Source organism: Streptomyces sp. NPDC026206 (assembly GCF_040638465.1).
Classification (GTDB): Bacteria; Actinomycetota; Actinomycetes; order Streptomycetales; family Streptomycetaceae; genus Streptomyces.
The window spans coordinates 13,237-30,054 of the sequence record NZ_JBEZYL010000001.1; the positions used below are offsets into that span (position 1 = coordinate 13,237).

A 16,818-nucleotide genomic window follows, 5' to 3' on the forward strand; every position below is an offset into this window, starting at 1 on the left:
GTCCGGCGCGGCCGGCCGCGTCACGGCGGAGGGGCCCCCGGCCCCGCCCTTTCGCCTCCCCAGCTACCGCTGGGGGAGCTTGAGGACCGGGGTCCGGGGCCGAGCCCCGGGACGGCTACTGCGCGTCCAGTGCCTCGCGCCACGTCCGCACCGCGGCCGCGTCCACCGGCGAGTCCCAGCCCGCCGGACGCGCCGCGCCGCCGATGTGGAAGGCGGTGAGGCCCGCGGCGCGCAGGACGGGGACGTGCTCGAGCTTGAGGCCGCCGCCCACGAGGATCCGCGGCTCGTAGCCCGGCTCGTCGCTGCGGGCCGCCTCCGCGAGGAGCGTGGCGAGACCGTCGTCGACGCCGGAGGCGGAGCCGGCGGTGAGGTAGGTGTCGAGGCCCGGCTGGTCGGCGAGCTGCTTGCGCAGGGCGTCGCGGTCCGCCGCCCGGTCGATGGCGCGGTGGAAGGTCCACCGGGCCCGCGGCCCGACGGCCCCGGCCAGCTCGGAGACCGCCGACAGGTCGGCGCGGCCGTCGTCGGTGAGGAAGCCGAGGACGAACTCCTGCGCGCCCGCCGCGCGCAGCGCCCGCGCGTCCTCGCACAGGGCCGTGAGCGCCGCGGCGCCTCCGGCCGAGAAGCCGTCCCTGGCACGGAGCATGACGCGTACGGGGATGTCGACGGCGGCACGTACCGCCGCGAAGGTCTCCAACGCGGGGGTGAGCCCGTCGGCGGCCATGTCGCTGACCAGTTCGAGCCGGTCCGCACCTCCGGACTGCGCCGCCACCGCGTCCTCGGGCCCGAGCGCGATCACCTCCAAGATTGCACCGTTACCCACGTGACACCATTCCTCTCCAGTAGCACGCGTCATTGGGACAACGTGCGTGCAATCTCTCAGGACGTCAGTCGAAGCGTCGGGAAGACGGCAACAGGTCTAGTCCAATAGCACAGCGTAAGTCCTGGGAGGCATGCGTGGCACCACGGCCCGGGCTGGGTTCCCGCCACGTGATCTCGTCGTGCCGGGAATCTGCACCAGTCGCTCAGGGGCGCGGAGAAGCCGTCCGGGCCCGTGTGAAGCGGACGCGCGCGAGGTGCCCCGGCCGGGCGTGCGGCCGGGGCACCTCGTTCATGCGGGTCGTCAGCAGGGGAGCAGGCCCTTGGCCACCTGGCCGAAGCCCATGGACCAGTACTCCTCCACGACGCTCTGCTGAGGGGCGAGCGAGTGGCACTTGTCGCCCGGGCCCGAGGGGAAGACGATCTTCACCTTGACGGACTGAGTGCAGCCGTTGGTCACCGTGGCCTTCACTATGCCGCCGAACATGTTGTACGGGGCGTCGAGCTTGACGCAGCTCGGCACGGTCTCCGTCGTGGTCGCGGCCTGCGCCGTCCCCTGCACGGCGCCGAGCAGGGCGACCGAACCCAGGGCTGCTGCGGCGAACTTCGCCATCTTCTTCATATCGCTTGCCTCCAAGGCAATTATTTGCATTGCGGGCGCGTATACCCGAATCAACAGTGAATTCCTAAAAAATCTATACGCAGCGGCCCGGAGAGGTGAATAGCGATTCGAATGATTCCATGCGAGCGTTTATAGCTGCACAAGGAATATTTCAGGCCGGATTCCCGCTTGTTTCCGGCCGGTTCCACCCCGGCCGCGCGGTACTCCACAATTGACCCATGGCACTCACGCCCGAGCACCCGGCCGGACCCCCGTACGAGGGCCTGCGCGCCCGCTGGCGGCAGACCGTCGAGCAGGTCCGCACCGCCGGGGAGCCCGACCCCGGCCCGTACGCCGACGACCTCCTCGCCCGCTGGTCCGAGCCGCAGCGCCGCTATCACACCGTCGATCACCTCGCCGCCGTCCTCGGCCACCTCGACACCCTGGCCGCCCACGCCGACGACATCGGGAGCGTCCGCCTCGCCGCCTGGTTCCACGACGCCGTCTACCGCCCCGACCGCTCCGAGAACGAGGAGCGCAGCGCCCACCTCGCCGAGCGCGCCCTGCCCGAGCTGGGCGTCGACCGGGCCCGCACGGCCGAGGTCGCCCGGCTCGTACGGCTCACGACGGGTCACGACCCCGCCGCCGGCGACCGCGACGGCGAGACGCTGTGCGACGCGGACCTCGCCGTCCTCGGCGGCACGCCGCAGGAGTACGCGGCCTACGCGGCGGCGGTCCGTGAGGAGTACGGCTTCGTGCCCGACGACGCCTTCCGCGCCGGCCGCGCCGACGTGCTGCGGCACCTGCTGGAGATGCCGCGCCTGTTCCGCACGCCGCTCGGCCACGACCGCTGGGAGCTCCTGGCGCGCCGCAACCTCACCACGGAGCTGGAACTGCTCACCGCCTGAGCAAAGGCTGGGGGATTACGTCCGCGAGGGCGTCTAGTGTCAGCCGGTATGCCGAACGCCAGACCGAGCCGGACCGCACCCGCTCGCACGCCCATGCCCGTCGCCGTCCACGTCCTCGGCCTGTCCGCCTTCGCCCTGGGCACCTCCGAATGCATGCTCTCCGGGCTGCTCCAGCCGCTGGCCCGCGACATGGGCGTGTCCATCCCCAAGGCCGGGCTGCTGGTCTCCGCCTTCGCGATAGGCATGGTCGTCGGCGCGCCCCTGCTGGCCGCCGCGACGCTGCGGCTGCCGCGCCGCACGACGCTGATGGCGCTGCTGGTCGTCTTCGGGCTCGGGCAGGTGGCGGGGGCGCTCGCGCCGTCGTACGGGGTGCTGTTCGCGTCGCGGGTGGTGAGCGCGCTGGCGTGCGCCGGATTCTGGGCGGTGGGCGCGGCGGTCGCCGTGTCGCTGGTGCCGGCGGACGCGCGGGCGCGCGCCATGGCGGTGATGGTCGGCGGGCTGTCGGTCGCCAACATCGTGGGCGTGCCGGCCGGGGCGTTCCTGGGCCAGCACGCGGGCTGGCGGGCCGCGTTCTGGGCGGTGGCCGCGCTGTCGGCGCTCGGCCTCGCCGGGGTCGTGGCGCTCGTACCGGCGACGAAGCCGCCGACGGGCGCGGACGCGCCGCGCCTGCGCAGGGAGCTGACCATCTACCGCGACGCGCGGGTGTGGCTCGCGCTGGCCACCACCGCGCTGAACGCCGCCGCCGTGTTCTGCCTCTTCTCCTACCTCGCCCCGCTGCTCACCGAGTCCGCCGGGCTCGCGGAGAGCTGGGTGCCGACCGTGCTCGGCCTCTTCGGGGTGGGTGCGCTGATCGGCACGGCCGTCGGCGGGCGGATTGCCGACGCCCATCTCTTCGGGACGATGTACGCGGGGATCGCCGCCTCGGCCGTCATCCTGGCCGTACTGGCGCTGACCGCGCACCATCCGGTCGCGGCGGTCGTGCTGGCGCTGCTGCTGGGCATCACGGACTTCCTCACGGCGCCCGCGCTCAACGCCCTGATGTTCGACGTCGCCGACGCCGCGCCGACGCTGGCGGGCGCGACGACGACCGCGGCCTTCAACATCGGCAACACACTCGGCCCCTGGCTCGGGGGTCTCGTCATCACCGCCGGCTGGGGCTACCCGGCGGTCGCCTGGACCGGTGCGGTGCTCGCCGCGCTCGCGGTGGGGACGACGGCGGCGACGTCCTGGCTGCGCCGCGGCGAGTCCCGTGTGGTGGCGGGCGGAGCGGTGCGCTCCGGCGCGCGGTCGTCCGTCGGCGGCTGACCCGCGGGCGTCACTGCTCCGCGCGCCGCAGCGCTTGCGCCGTCACTGCTCCGCGCGCCGCGAGCGCTTGCGCCGTCGCAGGCCCGCCGCCCACAGGAGGTGGACCACTTCCTTGCTGCCCACTTCCACCGCGCCCAGCCGCACGGCGGCCTCGTACGACGTCGACGGGATGTCGTAGTGGTCGCCGTCGAAGGCCCGGCCGGGGGCGCCCAGGCGGGCCGCGAACGTGTGCAGTTCCTCGAACGAGACGTCGCTGACCAGGTGCGACCACATGCGGCCGTGACCGGCCCAGTTCGGCGGGTCGATGTAGAGGGTCACCCGGGCACCGTCACTCGCTCACCGGCGCAGGGCCGTTGCCAGGGATCCCACCGGTGCCACGAGGACCGCCTGCTTCGTGCAGGCCCAGTGCGGGTCGGGGCCCAGCTCCGGCTCGACCTCCAGCGCGTGCGGGTCGCCCCCTTCCGTGCACACCGGGCACAGCGGCCAGCGGCCGTGCCGCTCCAGCAGCGCGTCCTGTACGTCCTGGGCGACGAGCCCGGGGAGAAAGGCGGCGCCCTGCGGCCACTGCTCCACCCACCAGCGCCGGTGGGCGACCGCGTCCTCGACGAGCGAGACGACATCGGCCTGTGCCACGTCGCCCGCGACCAGGTCGGCGAGGACCAGCGCCCGCGCCGTGTGCAGTGCCTCTTCGAGCTCCATGTGACCCATTGTCGGCGGACCGGTGGGTTGACGGCACACCGGGCCGAAAATACCTTTCGGAAGGTGAGCAGCAAGGTGAAAGAAACTTCCCGCTCCTCCCGTTCCCCCGGTCCTGCCACCACCCGGACGCCTCCGGCCGCCCTGGCGGCGAAGGTCCGTACGCTCGCCCCGTCCATGACCCGCTCCATGCAGCGGGTCGCGGAGGCCGTGGCCGGCGACCCCGCGGGCTGTGCCGCGCTCACCGTCACCGGGCTCGCGGAGCGCACGGGCACGAGCGAGGCCACCGTCGTGCGCACCGCCCGCATCCTCGGCTACCCCGGCTACCGGGACCTGCGGCTCGCGCTCGCCGCGCTGGCCGCCGAGCAGGCGGCGGGCCGGGCGCCCGCGGTCACCGCCGACATCGCCGTCGACGACCCGCTGACCGGCGTCGTCGCCAAGCTGGCGCACGAGGAGGCGCAGTGCCTGGCGGACACCGCCGCCGGGCTCGACACCGCCACGCTGGAGGCCGCGGTCGCGGCCCTCGCCACCGCCCGGCGCACCGACGTCTACGGGATCGGCGCCTCCAACCTCGTGGGGCAGGACCTCGTGCAGAAGCTGCTGCGCATCGGCCTGATCGCCCACGCACCGGCCGACCCCCATCTGGCCGTCACCAACGCCGTCCAGCTGCGCCCCGGTGACGTGGCGATCGCCATCACCCACTCCGGGCGCACCACCGACGTCATCGAGCCGCTGCGGGTCGCCTTCGAGCGCGGCGCGACGACGGTGGCGATCACCGGCCGCCCGCAGGGGGAGATCGCCCAGTACGCGGACCACATCCTCACCACGTCCTCCGCACGGGAGAGCGAACTACGGCCTGCGGCCATGTCGAGCCGCACCAGCCAGCTTCTCGTGGTGGACTGCCTGTTCATCGGCGTCGCCCAGCGTACGTACGAGAGCGCGGCGCCCGCCCTGTCCGCGTCGTACGAGGCGCTGGCGCACCGGCACGACCCGCGCGACCGGCGCTGATCCGCCGGACCCGCACCGACCGGCACCGGAACCGAAACCGAATCCGCACCGGAACCGAAACCGAATCCGGCACCGAAACGGAGAAGAGCCGCCAGCCCATGACCTCGACCGCTGCCTTCGCCGCCCTCCGCGCCCAGCTCGCGACGCTGACCACCGAGGCGTTCCGCGCCGACCTCGCCGACATCGACCGGCTGCCGACCCGGGCCATCGCACAGATCATGAACGCCGAGGACGCGACGGTGGCCGGCGCCGTCGCCGAGCGGATCCCCGAGATCGCCGCCGCCATCGACGCGACCGCCGCCCGGATGGCGCGCGGCGGGCGGCTGATCTACGCGGGCGCCGGTACCGCCGGGCGGCTGGGGGTGCTGGACGCCAGCGAGTGCCCGCCGACCTTCAACACCGACCCCGCGCAGGTCGTCGGCCTGATAGCGGGCGGTCCCCCGGCCCTGGTGGCCGCCGTCGAGGGCGCCGAGGACAGCGAAGCGCTGGCCGCGGCCGACCTGGACGCGCTGAAGGCCGGCCCGGACGACACCGTCGTCGGCGTCTCCGCCTCCGGCCGCACCCCCTACGCCGTCGGCGCCGTCCGGCACGCCCGCGCCGCCGGGGCGCTGACCATCGGCCTGTCCTGCAACGCCCGCTCCGAACTGGGCGCGGCCGCCGAGCACGCCATCGAGGTCGTCGTGGGGCCCGAACTGCTCACCGGCTCGACACGGCTGAAGGCCGGCACCGCGCAGAAGCTCGTCCTCAACATGCTCTCGACCATCACGATGATCCGGCTGGGCAAGACGTACGGAAACCTGATGGTCGACGTCCGCGCCTCCAACGAGAAGCTGCGCGCCCGCTCGCGGCGCATCGTCTCCCTCGCGACGGGCGCCCCCGACGCGGAGATCGAGGCCGCGCTTGCCGCCACCGGCGGTGAGGTGAAGAACGCCATCCTCGTCCTCCTCGGCGACGTCGACGGACCCACCGCCGCCCGCCTCCTCGACGAGTCGCACGGCCATCTGCGCGCGGCCCTCCGCGCGGCAGCTGACTGACGCCCCGTCATATCCCGACCGACCGAGGCCCCATGCCCGCAGACGACGACCACAGCGCCCCCGGCAGACACAGTGCCACCGCCGCCGCGCTCCTTCCCCTCCTCGGCGGCGCCGCGAACCTGCTCTCCGTCACCCACTGCATGACCCGCCTGCGCGTGGAGGTCCGCGACCGCTCGGCAGCCGACGGCGACGCGCTGCGAACGGTGCCGGGCGTGCTGGGCGTGGTGGAGGACGCGGAGTCGTACCAGATCGTGCTCGGCCCCGGCACGGTCGCACGCGTGGCCCCCGAGCTGGAAAGGCTCGCGGCCGCCCCCGCGGTGAGCGCCGAAGCGCTGGCGGCACGCGGTGCGCGGCTCAGGGCCGGGCAACGGGCCCGCAACGCGACGCCGTTCAAGCTCTTCCTGCGCCGCATCGCGCAGATCTTCGTGCCGCTGATCCCCGCCCTGATCGGCTGCGGCCTCATCGCCGGCCTCGCCGGGCTCCTCGCCAACCTCCACGGGCTGCCCTCGCTCGTGCCGGCGCTGACCGCGATCGCCTCCGGCTTCATGTCGCTGATCGCGGTCTTCGTCGGCTACCAGACGGCCAAGGAGTTCGGGGGCACGCCCATCCTGGGCGGCGCGGTCGCGGCCGTCGTCGTCACCCCCGGCGTCACCCACGTCGACGCCTTCGGCCAGAAGCTCTCACCCGGCCAGGGCGGCGTCCTCGGCGCGCTGGCCGCGGCGCTGCTGGCGGTGTACGTGGAACGGGGCTGCCGCCGCGTCGTCCCGGAGGCCCTCGACGTGCTGTGCACGCCGTTCCTGACGGTGCTGCTGCCGGGGCTGGTCACGCTCTACGGGCTGATGTTCGTCGCCGGCGAGGTCTCCTCGGCCATCGGCCGCTACGCCGACGCGCTCCTCGCCCACGGCGGCGCCGCGGCGGGCTTCGCCCTGGGCGGCCTCTTCCTGCCCCTGGTCATGCTGGGCCTGCACCAGGCCCTCATCCCCATCCACACCACGCTCATCACCGAACAGGGCTACACGGTGCTGCTGCCCATCCTCGCCATGGCGGGCGCCGGCCAGGTCGGCGCGGCCCTCGCCGTCTACGTCCGCCTCTCCCGCAACACATCCGTCCGCAAGGTCATCCGCTCGGCGCTCCCGGCGGGCCTGCTCGGCATCGGCGAGCCGCTCATCTACGGGGTCTCCCTGCCGCTGGGGCGGCCCTTCGTCACGGCGTGCGCCGGCGGCGCGTGCGCCGGCGGTTTCGTGGGCCTGCTCAACCAGCTGGGCGACAAGGTCGGCGCCACGGCCATCGGGCCCTCGGGCTGGGCCCTCTTCCCGCTGCTCAAGGGCGACCACGGGGTGGGGGAGGCGGTGGCCGTCTACGGGGCGGGGCTGCTGGTGGGGTACGGGGTGGGGTTCGTGGCGACGTACTTCTTCGGGGTGAGCGAGGAGATGCGGGGCCCCGCCGGGGGCGGGGGGTAGGCGGGCCGGTGCCCCCATGTCCTCAAGCGCCGGACGGGCTGGCTGTGCTTGTGTCCTCAAGCGCCGGACGGGCTCGATTTCGGGCGGAGCCCCGGTCAGACGGCGTCGTCCGCCAGTTCCGCGACGCCCGTGATGCGGTGCAGCGGATACGTGCGGACCTCGTCGGCCGTGTGGTCGTAGGCCGTGACGTAGCCGCCCTCCACGCGGATGGGCGCGATGACGCGCTGGCTGGCGGCGCCGTCGGCGTTGACGTAGCCGATCCACACGGCGGCGCCGGTCAGGACGGCGGCCTGCACCGTGGCCAGGGTGTCGGCGGAGGTGGTGCGCGGGAGGCCGCCGGCGGTGGCAGGGGCGGCCGTGGGCTTGCGGGGTGTGGTCGAGGCCAGGTCGCCGGCGCGGATGGCGCGGACGGCGGCGCCCAGCAGGGTGCTGTCGGGCACGGGCGGACCGTCCGGGACCGGAGCGGGGGGCGTGCGCGGGGGCGTGCGGTGCGTGTCGGCGCGGGTGACCAGCACGTCGCCCTCCGCGGACTCGGCCGCCGGGGCGTAGCCCATCGCACGCAGGCCCTCCAGGAGGGCGTCGGGAGCGGCCTGGGAGGCCAGGACCGTCGCCGCCAGACGGCGCAGCCGCAGAGGTGCCGAACGGCGGTCGGCGAGGATCTCCGCCAGCACCGCCTCGTCGTCGCAGCGCAGGTACGACGACGCGGCACCGACCCGCACCCGGCCGTGGCGGCGGGCGACGTCGTCGATGAGATAGGCGAGCGGCTGCGGCACAGGCGTACGCGAGTGCTCGGTGAGGAAGGCCCGCAGGTCCGCCGCCGTGCGGCCCGCGTCGAGGGCGCGGCGCACGGACTCGGGGGTGAAGCGGTAGACGGTCGCGCCGCCCTTGGACTCGATGTCCGCCAGCACGGAGAGGGTGTGCGCCAGCGGGCGGCGCAGCGGGCCGGGTGCCACGGCCGTCAGGTCGGCCTGGAGCAGCACGTGGTCCAGGGGCTGGGGCAGCAGCGGGGCCAGCACGCCCCCGGCGGCGGCCGGGTCGCGCAGGAGCGCGCGGCCGTGGCCGGAGAGCGCGCCGCGGCTGGTCATGCCCAGCTGGTCGGCCTCCGCCAGCGTCCACAGCGCCAGCCGGGAGCGCAGGTCGTCCGTCGCCGTGCGCGGCGGGCGCTCCCACTGCAGCCGGGCCAGCAGGGTGTCCGCCGAGACGGACGCCCCTTGGGGCAGCTCGGCGAGCAGGGCCAGCACCCGGTGGCGCACGTACGGGGCCGGGCCCCGGTCCAGGTCCGGGCCCAGCGCCGCCAGCGTGCGGCCCTTCGCGTCCCTCTCGCCCGCCAGTCCCGGCGTGCGGGTGGCCGCGAGCCACGCGACGGCCAGGCGGGTCCAGCGCTGTTCGGCGGGCAGCAGCAGCCAGTCGTCGTACGCGGGAGTGGGCGCGTACCGCTCGTCGACGTCGCCGTCGGAGGCTAGCAGCCCCGCCGCGTAGGCGAGCTCGGCCCAGAAGGCGGCGGCCTGTTCGGTCGTGTCGAGGGCGGCCGCGGCGCGCTTGAGGTCCCGTACGCTCAGGCCGCCCGCGCGCAGAACGAGCGGGCCGGCGCTCTCCCACTCCTTGAGCAGCTCCTCCACGGTCGTCAGCGCCGTGAAGGCCTGGCCGGCGGCGGTCGTGTCCACCACGCGCGCGGAGTGCTCGGTCAGGGGCGCGAGCTCCGGCGCCACCGGCTCGGGGGTGCGGTGCGCGCGCCCGGCGCGCAGATGCAGGGCGGCCTCACGGGGCAGCACCACGCCGCCGGGACCGGTGGACAGCAGCAGCCCGCGGTCCAGGAGCCAGCGCAGATGCGGGGCGGGCTCGGCGGTGACCGTGCCGTAGGGCGGGCCCCAGAGCAGCCTGCCGAGGACGGCGGTGGCCTCGGCAGGGGCGTCGGCGAGCAGCGCCGCCATCCGCGTACGGTCGCCGAACAGCTCGGTCAGGGCGGCGACGGCCGTCACCGGGTCGTGCGTCGCGGGCAGCCCGGCCGCGGCGATGATCTCCTGCAGCCGGCCCGGCGACATGCCTGCCGTGGCCTCGGCGACGCCCGGGCCCAGGCCCGTGGGGGAGGGGTGCGCGGCACTGGGTGCGAGGAGCTCGCGGGCCGTGCGGACCAGGCGCAGCCGCTCCTGGCCACCCCACACCAGGGCCTGGTCGCGCAGCGTGCCGACGGCTCTGGGCAGGGCGGCGGCGATGCGCGGGTCGGTCGACCCGTCGGCGGGGGTGCCCGCCATGAGCCCGGCGAGCGTGTCGTACGAGCACGGGTCCGGGGCCACCGCGAGCACCTCCGCGACCTGCAGCGCGAACCGGTCCAGGCGGTCCAGGGCGCGGACGACCGAGGCGCGCGTGGACGCCCGGGTGGCGAGCTGGGTGAGGTCGCCCGGCACCGGGTTGAGCAGGTCGGGCCGCGCGCTCAGCAGGGTGGCGAGGGCGTCGTCGGGGCGGGTGCGCAGCTCTTCGGCGAGCGTGCGCGGTGCGCTGCCGGTGCTGGCGCTGCTGCCGGTCTCCCGCGAAGTGGTCATTCTGCTTACGGTACCGGGTCCTCGCCGGCCGGCCCCGGCTTCGGCCCGCCTTGGCCCCGCTTGGCTCCCGGCTTCCTCCGTGGCCGGAGACCCGTGGGTCCGCAACCGGTACCTTCGGTGGGGTTCGACGGCTCGTGCGGTCTTGGGGGTTCCGATGGGGATCGAGAGCGATCAGCTTGTTTACGACTATTTGAGCAAGGTCGGGGACCTCGCCCAGAGACAGGCGCTCACCTCGGGCGACCGCATGCGCCTGGTCTCGCGGCTGCGTGCGGAGATCGAGCGCCGCCGGGCCGCCGAGGGCGCCGACACCCCCGCCGCCGTGCAGCGCATCCTCGACGGACTGGGCACCCCCGCCGAGGCCGTGGCCGACGCCGACGGCACCCCCGGGGCCGCGGGGCCGGGCCGGGTGCCCGTGCAGCGGCGGCACGACGAGGCCGTCTCCGTCCGTACGCCCCGTACCGCCGGTGCCGCGCTGCCGCCGCACCTGGCGACCGAGGAGGAGCTGCGGCCGCTGGGCGGTGGCGGCGTCCCGGAGGGGTGGGGGCTGGAGCCCGGACCGCCGCGGGGCGGGGACGAGGTGCACGGTTTTGTCGGCGGCATCGAGATCGCCGACATGCTCAGGCCGCCGGAGGCCGCCCGGAGGGCACCCGGGGCCGGCGAGGCTGTCGGGGAGTTGTGGCCCGGGCAGCCCCACCCCGGGCGTCCGCAGTCCAAGCAGCCGCAGTCCAAGGAGCCGGCCGGGGCCGCCGCCCCGCGCGAACCGGACGAGGACCCGGAGGGCACCGACGAGCGCCGCTTCAGCTTCTGGCGCTCGCGCTCCGGCGTTCCCCTGAGCCCGTTGCTCCTGCTGGTCGCGGTGCTGCTCGTCGCCGGCGCCGTCACCGGCAACTGGATCGCGCTGGCCGCCGGCTGGGCCCTCGCCTACGTCACGCGCCGCCTCACGCAGACGGAGTCGAAACTGGCCGTCATGGGCGTGCCCGGGCTGGTCGCCGCGGGTGGCCTGGTCTGGCTGTGGGGCCGCGTCAACGGGCGGTGGGGCGAACCGATACCGCAGGGGGAGATGGGGGCGGCTCTGTCGGAGACGTGGCCGGTGGTGGTGAAGGTGGCGGCGGTGGCGTCGGCGGTGTTCGTGCTGTGGCGTGCGCGGCGCCCGGGGTGACGGTTGCGGTAGCTGGGGAGATTGAGGACCGGGGGTCCGGGGGCGGAGCCCCCGGTTACGGGAAGGGGCGGGTCAGGGGACTTGCCCCCCACGGCCTGACCCGGCACCACCAGAATGGGCGCATGACCTCGTACCCGCGCAAGGACGTCACCGTCGGCGGCTTCACGGTCGGCTTCGACCTCGACCTCACCCTGGTCGACTCCCGCCCCGGCATCAGAGCCGCCTACGAGAGCCTGGTCGCCGCCACGGGCGCGTACATCGACATCGACCTCGTCGTCAGCCGACTGGGCCCGCCGCTCGACCACGAACTGCGCAACTGGTTCCCCGAGGAGAAGGTCGAGGAGGCCGCCGGGATCTACCTGGCCGCCTATCCGTCCCACGGGATCGCCCTGTCGCCCGCCATGCCCGGCGCCCGGGAGGCGGTGGCCGCCGTCCGCGAACTGGGCGGCCGGGCCATCGTCGTCACCGCCAAATTCCCCCGCAACGCCCGGCTCCACCTCGACCACCTGGGCATCGAGCCCGACGAGCTCGTCGGCGGCCTGTGGGCCGAGGGCAAGGCCGTGGCCCTGCGCGAACACGGCGCGGCCGTCTACGTCGGCGACCACGTCGGCGACGTACGCGGGGCGCGTACGGCCGGTGCGCTGTCCGTGGCGGTGCCGACCGGCCCCTGCGACGCGGCGGAACTGCGCGCGGCCGGGGCGGACGTGGTCCTGCCCGGCGGCCTCACGGACTTCCCCGGCTGGCTGCGCGGTTACTACGCGGCGGAGCTCGCCGCGCGGGCCTGACGGCGCTGCTCGGCGACCGAGCGCAGCACCCCGGCCGCGGCGACGACGAAGCCGACGCCCATCAGCATGCAGACGAAGTACGCCGCGGGCGGCAGCGGATCCGCGCCGAGAAACAACGGGGCCACCGTGGCCATCGTGGCCACAGCGCCGACAAGAAAGATCACGGCGCCGGTCCGTACCAGCAGATCCCCGGCTCGGGGCGTTTCGCTACTCACCTGACCAGGGTAGATCCCTGGGCGGCGGTATGGCGGCCGGATGACCACGAACAGATCGGACGCGCACAGGTACGACCCGAGGACGTCTTGTCACCGGGCCCGGGACCATTAGCCTTGGGGGTGGCGGGTCTTGCGGCCCGCTGTAGTGCTATCCAGAGCTGTTTTTCTGTTGATTGCAGATTTTTCAGATATTTCGGCTTTTTCGGTATCCGACGAGACACGAGGACGAGGACAGACGTGCCTACCGGCAAGGTCAAGTGGTTCAACAGCGAGAAGGGCTTCGGCTTTCTCTCCCGCGACGACGGCGGAGACGTCTTCGTGCACTCCTCGGTGCTCCCGGACGGGGTCGACGCCCTCAAGCCGGGCCAGCGCGTGGAGTTCGGCGTCGTGGCAGGCCAGCGCGGTGACCAGGCGTTGACGGTGACGCTGCTCGACCCCGCCCCGTCGGTAGCGGCCGCACAGCGCCGCAAGCCCGACGAACTGGCCTCCATCGTCCAGGACCTCACCACACTCCTGGAGAACGTCACCCAGCAGCTCGAGCGCGGCCGCTACCCCGACAAGGCACACGGCTCCAAGATCGCGGGCATGCTCCGCGCGGTGGCCGACCAGCTCGACGTCTAGCCCGCCGGCCGCAACCCGGCCGGAACCACACGAGCCGGAATCACACGAAGCTGAGCGCGTCCGGGCCGAGGGGCGGTACGAGCCCCTCGGCCGCGGCGCGGGTCAGCAGCCCACGCACCGCGGCGTAACCGGCCTCGCCCAGGCCGGCCGTGAACTCGTTGACGTACAGCCCGATGTGCTGGTCCGCCACCGCCGGATCCATCTCCTGCGCGTGCTCCAGCACGTACGGACGCGAGGCCGTCGGATCGTCCCAGGCCATCCGCACCGACGCGCGCGCCGCCTCGGCCAGCTCCCGCAGCACCGGAGCCCCCAGCGACCGCTTGGCGATGATCGCCCCCAGCGGAATGGGCAGCCCGGTCGTGTCCTCCCAGTGCTCGCCCATGTCGGCGAGGCAGCTGAGGCCGTAGTCGCGATAGGTGAACCGCGCCTCGTGAATGACGAGACCGGCATCCACCTTGCCGTCGCGCACGGCCGGCATGATCTCGTGGAAGGGCATCACGACCACCTCGCCCACACCACCGGGCACCTCGGTCGCCGCCCACAGCCGGAACAGCAGGTACGCGGTCGACCGTTCGCCCGGCACCGCCACGGTCTTCCCGGACAGGCCGGCCGGCCGCTGCGCCTGCCCGGTCAGCACCAGCGGGCCGCAGCCGCGCCCCAGCGCCCCGCCGCAGGGCAGCAGCGCATACTCCTCCAGCACCCACGGCAGCACCGCGTAGGACACCTTCAGAATGTCGAACTCGCCGCGCTCCGCCATGCCGTTGGTCACGTCGATGTCCGCGAAGGTGACATCGAGCGCGGGCGCCCCGGGGACGCGGCCGTGGGCCCAGGCGTCGAAGACGAAGGTGTCGTTGGGGCAGGGGGAGTAGGCGATCTGGAGCGGCTTGCTCATACGGACACCTCCGGCTTGTCGGTCAGTGCGGGGGCGAGCCTGCGGAAGGCGCCCGAGAGCGCGCCCAGCGCCTCGCCGATGCGCCAGGTGCTCCGGTCGCGCGGCCCGATCGCGTTGGAGACCGCACGCAGCTCCAGTGCGGGCACGCCGTGCGCCCGTGCCGCCTCGGCGACCCCGAAGCCCTCCATGCCCTCGGCCACCGCCCCCGGGTGACGCTGTGCGAGCTCCGCGGCCCGCTCGGCGGTACCGGTCGCCGTCGACACCGTCAGCACGTCCCCGCGCACCGCGCCGGTGGCCCGGGCCACCGTCCGCACCAGCGCCTCGGGCACCTCGTGCGTGATGGAACCGAAGCCCAGCTCGGCGACGGACAGGAAGCCGCCGGCGCTCGACTGCGCGCCCAGGTCGGCGGAGACGATCGCGTCGGACACGACCACGGCGCCGACCGGCACGGCGGCCGCGAAGCCGCCCGCGATGCCCGTCGAGATCACCAGGTCGTACGGCTCGCCCGCGAGCGCGGCGGCCGTCAGCGCCGTCGCCGTCCCGGCCGCGGCCGCGGCCGGGCCCACGCCGGCGGCCAGCACGTCGAGCACCGGACCCCCGGCACCGTCCGGGGTCGCCCGGCGCAGCACGGCGCCGGGCAGCGCGACCTCCGTCGTGTCCGGCCAGGCGGCGGTCACGACGTCACGTTCCGCCGTGACTGCGGCGACGACCAGGACGCGCATCGGCGGGGTGGCCACAGGGCGTCAGGAGTCGCGTTCGAGGGTGAAGTGCCAGACCCCCAGGGCCTTGCCGGAGGACGCCTCGACGATGCTCACCCGGGTCTTCTTCACGGAGGGACCCTGGCCGGAGGAGAAGAAGGCGCTGGCCGGGATGGTCCGGTAGGTCTTGGTGTTCGACTCCTGCTCGGCAGGCCGGCCGTTGATGAAGAGGGTCCAGCCCTCATCGGCGATCTTCGGGTCGACGCCGAAGCGGACCTTGTCCTCCATGGACGCCTTGACGGTCTTGCCCGAGCCGTTCTGCAGGCACTCCGCGAACTTGTCGTTGGCGATGGAGTCGCCCTCGTTGTAGCAGGCGGCCCCGGCGGTCACCGTGGTCGAACCGACGGTCACGGTCGCCAGCGGCGTCGGCTTGTCGCAGGCGGAGAGGGCGACGAGCCCGAAGGTCACGGCACCCACGGCGGCAGCGGCGCGGCGGCGCCTGCCCCGGAAAATCGCAGCGGTCATGCGGGCAGGCTATCGGGCGCCTCCGCTCAGGCCACGCGCGGGTGCGGCGAGCCGCGCCGGGCGGCCGTCAGCAGGCCCCGTACGGCAGTGGCCGCACCCAGTGCCAGGAAGCCGGCGGCCACCGACATGCCCACCACTCCCTTGAGCGGCAGCAGGATGCCGATGGCCCCGCCGGCCACCCAGCACATCTGCAGCAGCGTCTCCGAACGGGCGAACGCCGAGGTCCGCACCTCCTCCGGCACGTCCCGCTGGATCATGGAGTCCAGCGACTGCTTGCCCAGCGCCTGCGAGATCCCGGCCACCGCCGCCACGACGACCATGAAGAACCCGTTGTAGAGCGCCGCCGAGACGATCGTGGTGCCCAGCGTCACCGTCAGCACCAGCGCGATCATCTTCTCCGGCCCGCGCGAGCGCAGCAGCGCGCCGATCGCCGTCCCCAGGGCGTTGCCCGCACCCGCCGCCACCGCCACGATGCCCAGCGAGAGCGCCGGGCTCAGGCCGCCCAGCGGATGCACCCGCAGCAGGAACGCGAGGAAGAACGTCAGGAAGCCGGACAGCATGCGCAGCGCGCCGTTGGCCTGCAGGCCGTGCAGCACCGAGGCGCCCACCGTGCGCAGGCCCGGCGGCCTGCGCCGCTTCCGCTGCCTCGTCAGATGGTGCCGGTGCTCGGGCGCGGTCAGCCGGGCCCGGGCCTCACCCCTGGCCGAGTCGACCTTGTGCGGCAGCGAAAGGGACAGATATGTGCCGAATGCGAAGACGGTGCAGGCCCCGTACAGCGGCCAGGCCGGCCCCAGCTGGTGCAGCCCCGCACCGAGCGGGGCCGCCAGGCCCGTGGCCAGCAGCCCGCCCAGCGTCACCCGGGAATTCGCCTTGACCAGCGCGATCCGCGGCGGCACGAGCCGGGGCACCACCGCCGACCGCACCACCCCGTACGCCTTCGACGCCACCAGCACCCCCAGCGCCGCCGGATACAGCTCCAGGCCGCCCGTCGCCACCGCGCCCGACATCATCAGCGCCAGCACCGCCCGCGTCAGCATCGCGCCCGCCATCGCCGCCCGGCGGCCGTGCGGGATGCGGTCCAGCAGCGGGCCGATCACCGGCGCCAGCAGAGCGAAGGGCGCCATCGTGATCGCCAGGTACAGGGCCACCCGGCCGCGCGCCTGGTCGGTGGGGACCGAGAAGAACACCGTGGACGCCAGCGCCACTGTGATCATCATGTCGCCGGCCGAGTTCACCGCGTGCAGCTCGATCAGCCTGCCCAGGCCGGACTCGCCCGCACCGTGCGCGTTCGTGGCCTTCCGGACGCCCCGGGCGGCCTTGGAGAAAGGGGCGCGCAAGAAACGGCCGACGCCCCGGGCCGTACGGCGGAGCGGGCCGCCTTCGGCTGACCGGATGGCTCCCACCACGCCATACTGCCCCAACTGGACCCGCGCATGGCACTTTCGGCGCACGAGCGGGGCGCGCACACCAGGTTGCCGGGGGCACGCCGTGGCCCGGGTATCCCCCGGGCGGTCGCGCGGGGTAGCGTGCGTAGCGCGCCACCGGCCGCCACTCT

Annotated in this window: 18 protein-coding genes; 8 read left to right on the forward strand and 10 right to left on the reverse strand. The window is 74.3% G+C overall.

Going from position 1 to position 16,818, the window contains the following annotated elements; translation table 11 throughout:
* Positions 1–115 precede the first annotated feature (115 nt).
* Together AB0F13_RS00070 and AB0F13_RS00075 are read right to left on the reverse strand one after the other, a co-directional pair.
* Positions 116–820 carry a copper homeostasis protein CutC gene (locus AB0F13_RS00070; protein ID WP_362072523.1) on the reverse strand — a complete coding sequence of 235 codons (705 nt, stop codon included), beginning with the start codon at positions 818–820 and terminating at the stop codon, positions 116–118.
* A 300-nt stretch (positions 821–1,120) separates the two neighbouring features.
* Complete coding sequence (locus AB0F13_RS00075; RefSeq protein ID WP_362072526.1) at positions 1,121–1,438, reverse strand: hypothetical protein; 318 nt, start codon at positions 1,436–1,438, stop codon at positions 1,121–1,123.
* Between the two features lie 218 nt (positions 1,439–1,656).
* On the opposite strand from AB0F13_RS00075, the gene AB0F13_RS00080 reads away from it, so the two are divergent.
* Positions 1,657–2,325, forward strand: coding sequence for a hypothetical protein (locus tag AB0F13_RS00080; RefSeq protein ID WP_362072529.1), 669 nt, complete (start codon positions 1,657–1,659; stop codon positions 2,323–2,325).
* A 48-nt stretch (positions 2,326–2,373) separates the two neighbouring features.
* On the forward strand, positions 2,374–3,630 hold the full coding sequence (locus AB0F13_RS00085) for a Cmx/CmrA family chloramphenicol efflux MFS transporter (RefSeq protein ID WP_362072532.1): 1,257 nt from the start codon (positions 2,374–2,376) through the stop codon (positions 3,628–3,630).
* Between the two features lie 42 nt (positions 3,631–3,672).
* Here the strand turns inward: AB0F13_RS00085 and AB0F13_RS00090 are convergent, their stop codons facing one another.
* Both AB0F13_RS00090 and AB0F13_RS00095 read right to left on the reverse strand, forming a co-directional pair.
* On the reverse strand, positions 3,673–3,948 hold the full coding sequence (locus AB0F13_RS00090) for a DUF4031 domain-containing protein (RefSeq protein WP_362072535.1): 276 nt from the start codon (positions 3,946–3,948) through the stop codon (positions 3,673–3,675).
* Between the two features lie 18 nt (positions 3,949–3,966).
* Positions 3,967–4,329, reverse strand: a complete 363-nt coding sequence (locus AB0F13_RS00095; protein WP_362072538.1) for a hypothetical protein — start codon at positions 4,327–4,329, stop codon at positions 3,967–3,969.
* Positions 4,330–4,404: 75 nt separating this feature from the next.
* On the opposite strand from AB0F13_RS00095, the gene AB0F13_RS00100 reads away from it, so the two are divergent.
* The 3 genes from AB0F13_RS00100 (at position 4,405) to AB0F13_RS00110 (ending at position 7,828) form a co-directional block, all read left to right on the forward strand.
* Complete coding sequence (locus tag AB0F13_RS00100; RefSeq protein ID WP_362072541.1) at positions 4,405–5,334, forward strand: MurR/RpiR family transcriptional regulator; 930 nt, start codon at positions 4,405–4,407, stop codon at positions 5,332–5,334.
* Between the two features lie 98 nt (positions 5,335–5,432).
* The gene (murQ, locus tag AB0F13_RS00105; protein ID WP_362072544.1) at positions 5,433–6,368 is read left to right on the forward strand and encodes an N-acetylmuramic acid 6-phosphate etherase; all 936 of its coding nucleotides are present in this window, start codon (positions 5,433–5,435) and stop codon (positions 6,366–6,368) included.
* Between the two features lie 32 nt (positions 6,369–6,400).
* The gene (locus AB0F13_RS00110; protein ID WP_362072547.1) at positions 6,401–7,828 is read left to right on the forward strand and encodes a PTS transporter subunit EIIC; all 1,428 of its coding nucleotides are present in this window, start codon (positions 6,401–6,403) and stop codon (positions 7,826–7,828) included.
* A 95-nt stretch (positions 7,829–7,923) separates the two neighbouring features.
* Here the strand turns inward: AB0F13_RS00110 and AB0F13_RS00115 are convergent, their stop codons facing one another.
* A complete protein-coding gene (locus AB0F13_RS00115; protein WP_362072550.1) occupies positions 7,924–10,368 on the reverse strand; it encodes a helicase C-terminal domain-containing protein in 2,445 nt (814 codons plus the stop codon).
* A gap of 154 nt (positions 10,369–10,522) precedes the next feature.
* Between AB0F13_RS00115 and AB0F13_RS00120 the strand changes: the two genes are divergently transcribed.
* Both AB0F13_RS00120 and AB0F13_RS00125 read left to right on the forward strand, forming a co-directional pair.
* On the forward strand, positions 10,523–11,527 hold the full coding sequence (locus tag AB0F13_RS00120) for a hypothetical protein (protein WP_362072553.1): 1,005 nt from the start codon (positions 10,523–10,525) through the stop codon (positions 11,525–11,527).
* A 122-nt stretch (positions 11,528–11,649) separates the two neighbouring features.
* Positions 11,650–12,312 (forward strand): haloacid dehalogenase-like hydrolase, encoded by a 663-nt coding sequence (locus AB0F13_RS00125; protein WP_362072556.1) that lies wholly within the window; start codon positions 11,650–11,652, stop codon positions 12,310–12,312.
* Here AB0F13_RS00125 and AB0F13_RS00130 read toward each other — a convergent pair.
* Positions 12,282–12,527 (reverse strand): hypothetical protein, encoded by a 246-nt coding sequence (locus AB0F13_RS00130; RefSeq protein ID WP_362072559.1) that lies wholly within the window; start codon positions 12,525–12,527, stop codon positions 12,282–12,284. The genes AB0F13_RS00125 and AB0F13_RS00130 overlap by 31 nt on opposite strands.
* A gap of 237 nt (positions 12,528–12,764) precedes the next feature.
* On the opposite strand from AB0F13_RS00130, the gene AB0F13_RS00135 reads away from it, so the two are divergent.
* Positions 12,765–13,148, forward strand: a complete 384-nt coding sequence (locus tag AB0F13_RS00135) for a cold-shock protein (RefSeq protein WP_136740898.1) — start codon at positions 12,765–12,767, stop codon at positions 13,146–13,148.
* 40 nt (positions 13,149–13,188) lie between these two features.
* On the opposite strand, the gene AB0F13_RS00140 is transcribed toward AB0F13_RS00135, so the two are convergent.
* Genes AB0F13_RS00140 through AB0F13_RS00155 form a run of 4 tightly spaced genes read right to left on the reverse strand, consistent with a single transcriptional unit; the run spans position 13,189 to position 16,666 of the window.
* Complete coding sequence (locus tag AB0F13_RS00140) at positions 13,189–14,040, reverse strand: 1,4-dihydroxy-6-naphthoate synthase (protein WP_362072563.1); 852 nt, start codon at positions 14,038–14,040, stop codon at positions 13,189–13,191.
* Positions 14,037–14,762, reverse strand: a complete 726-nt coding sequence (locus AB0F13_RS00145) for a futalosine hydrolase (protein WP_362074391.1) — start codon at positions 14,760–14,762, stop codon at positions 14,037–14,039. The genes AB0F13_RS00140 and AB0F13_RS00145 overlap by 4 nt, the downstream gene beginning before the upstream one ends.
* A 21-nt stretch (positions 14,763–14,783) precedes the next feature.
* On the reverse strand, positions 14,784–15,263 hold the full coding sequence (locus tag AB0F13_RS00150) for a DUF2771 domain-containing protein (protein ID WP_362072566.1): 480 nt from the start codon (positions 15,261–15,263) through the stop codon (positions 14,784–14,786).
* 26 nt (positions 15,264–15,289) lie between these two features.
* On the reverse strand, positions 15,290–16,666 hold the full coding sequence (locus AB0F13_RS00155; RefSeq protein ID WP_362072569.1) for an MFS transporter: 1,377 nt from the start codon (positions 16,664–16,666) through the stop codon (positions 15,290–15,292).
* Positions 16,667–16,818 lie beyond the last annotated feature (152 nt).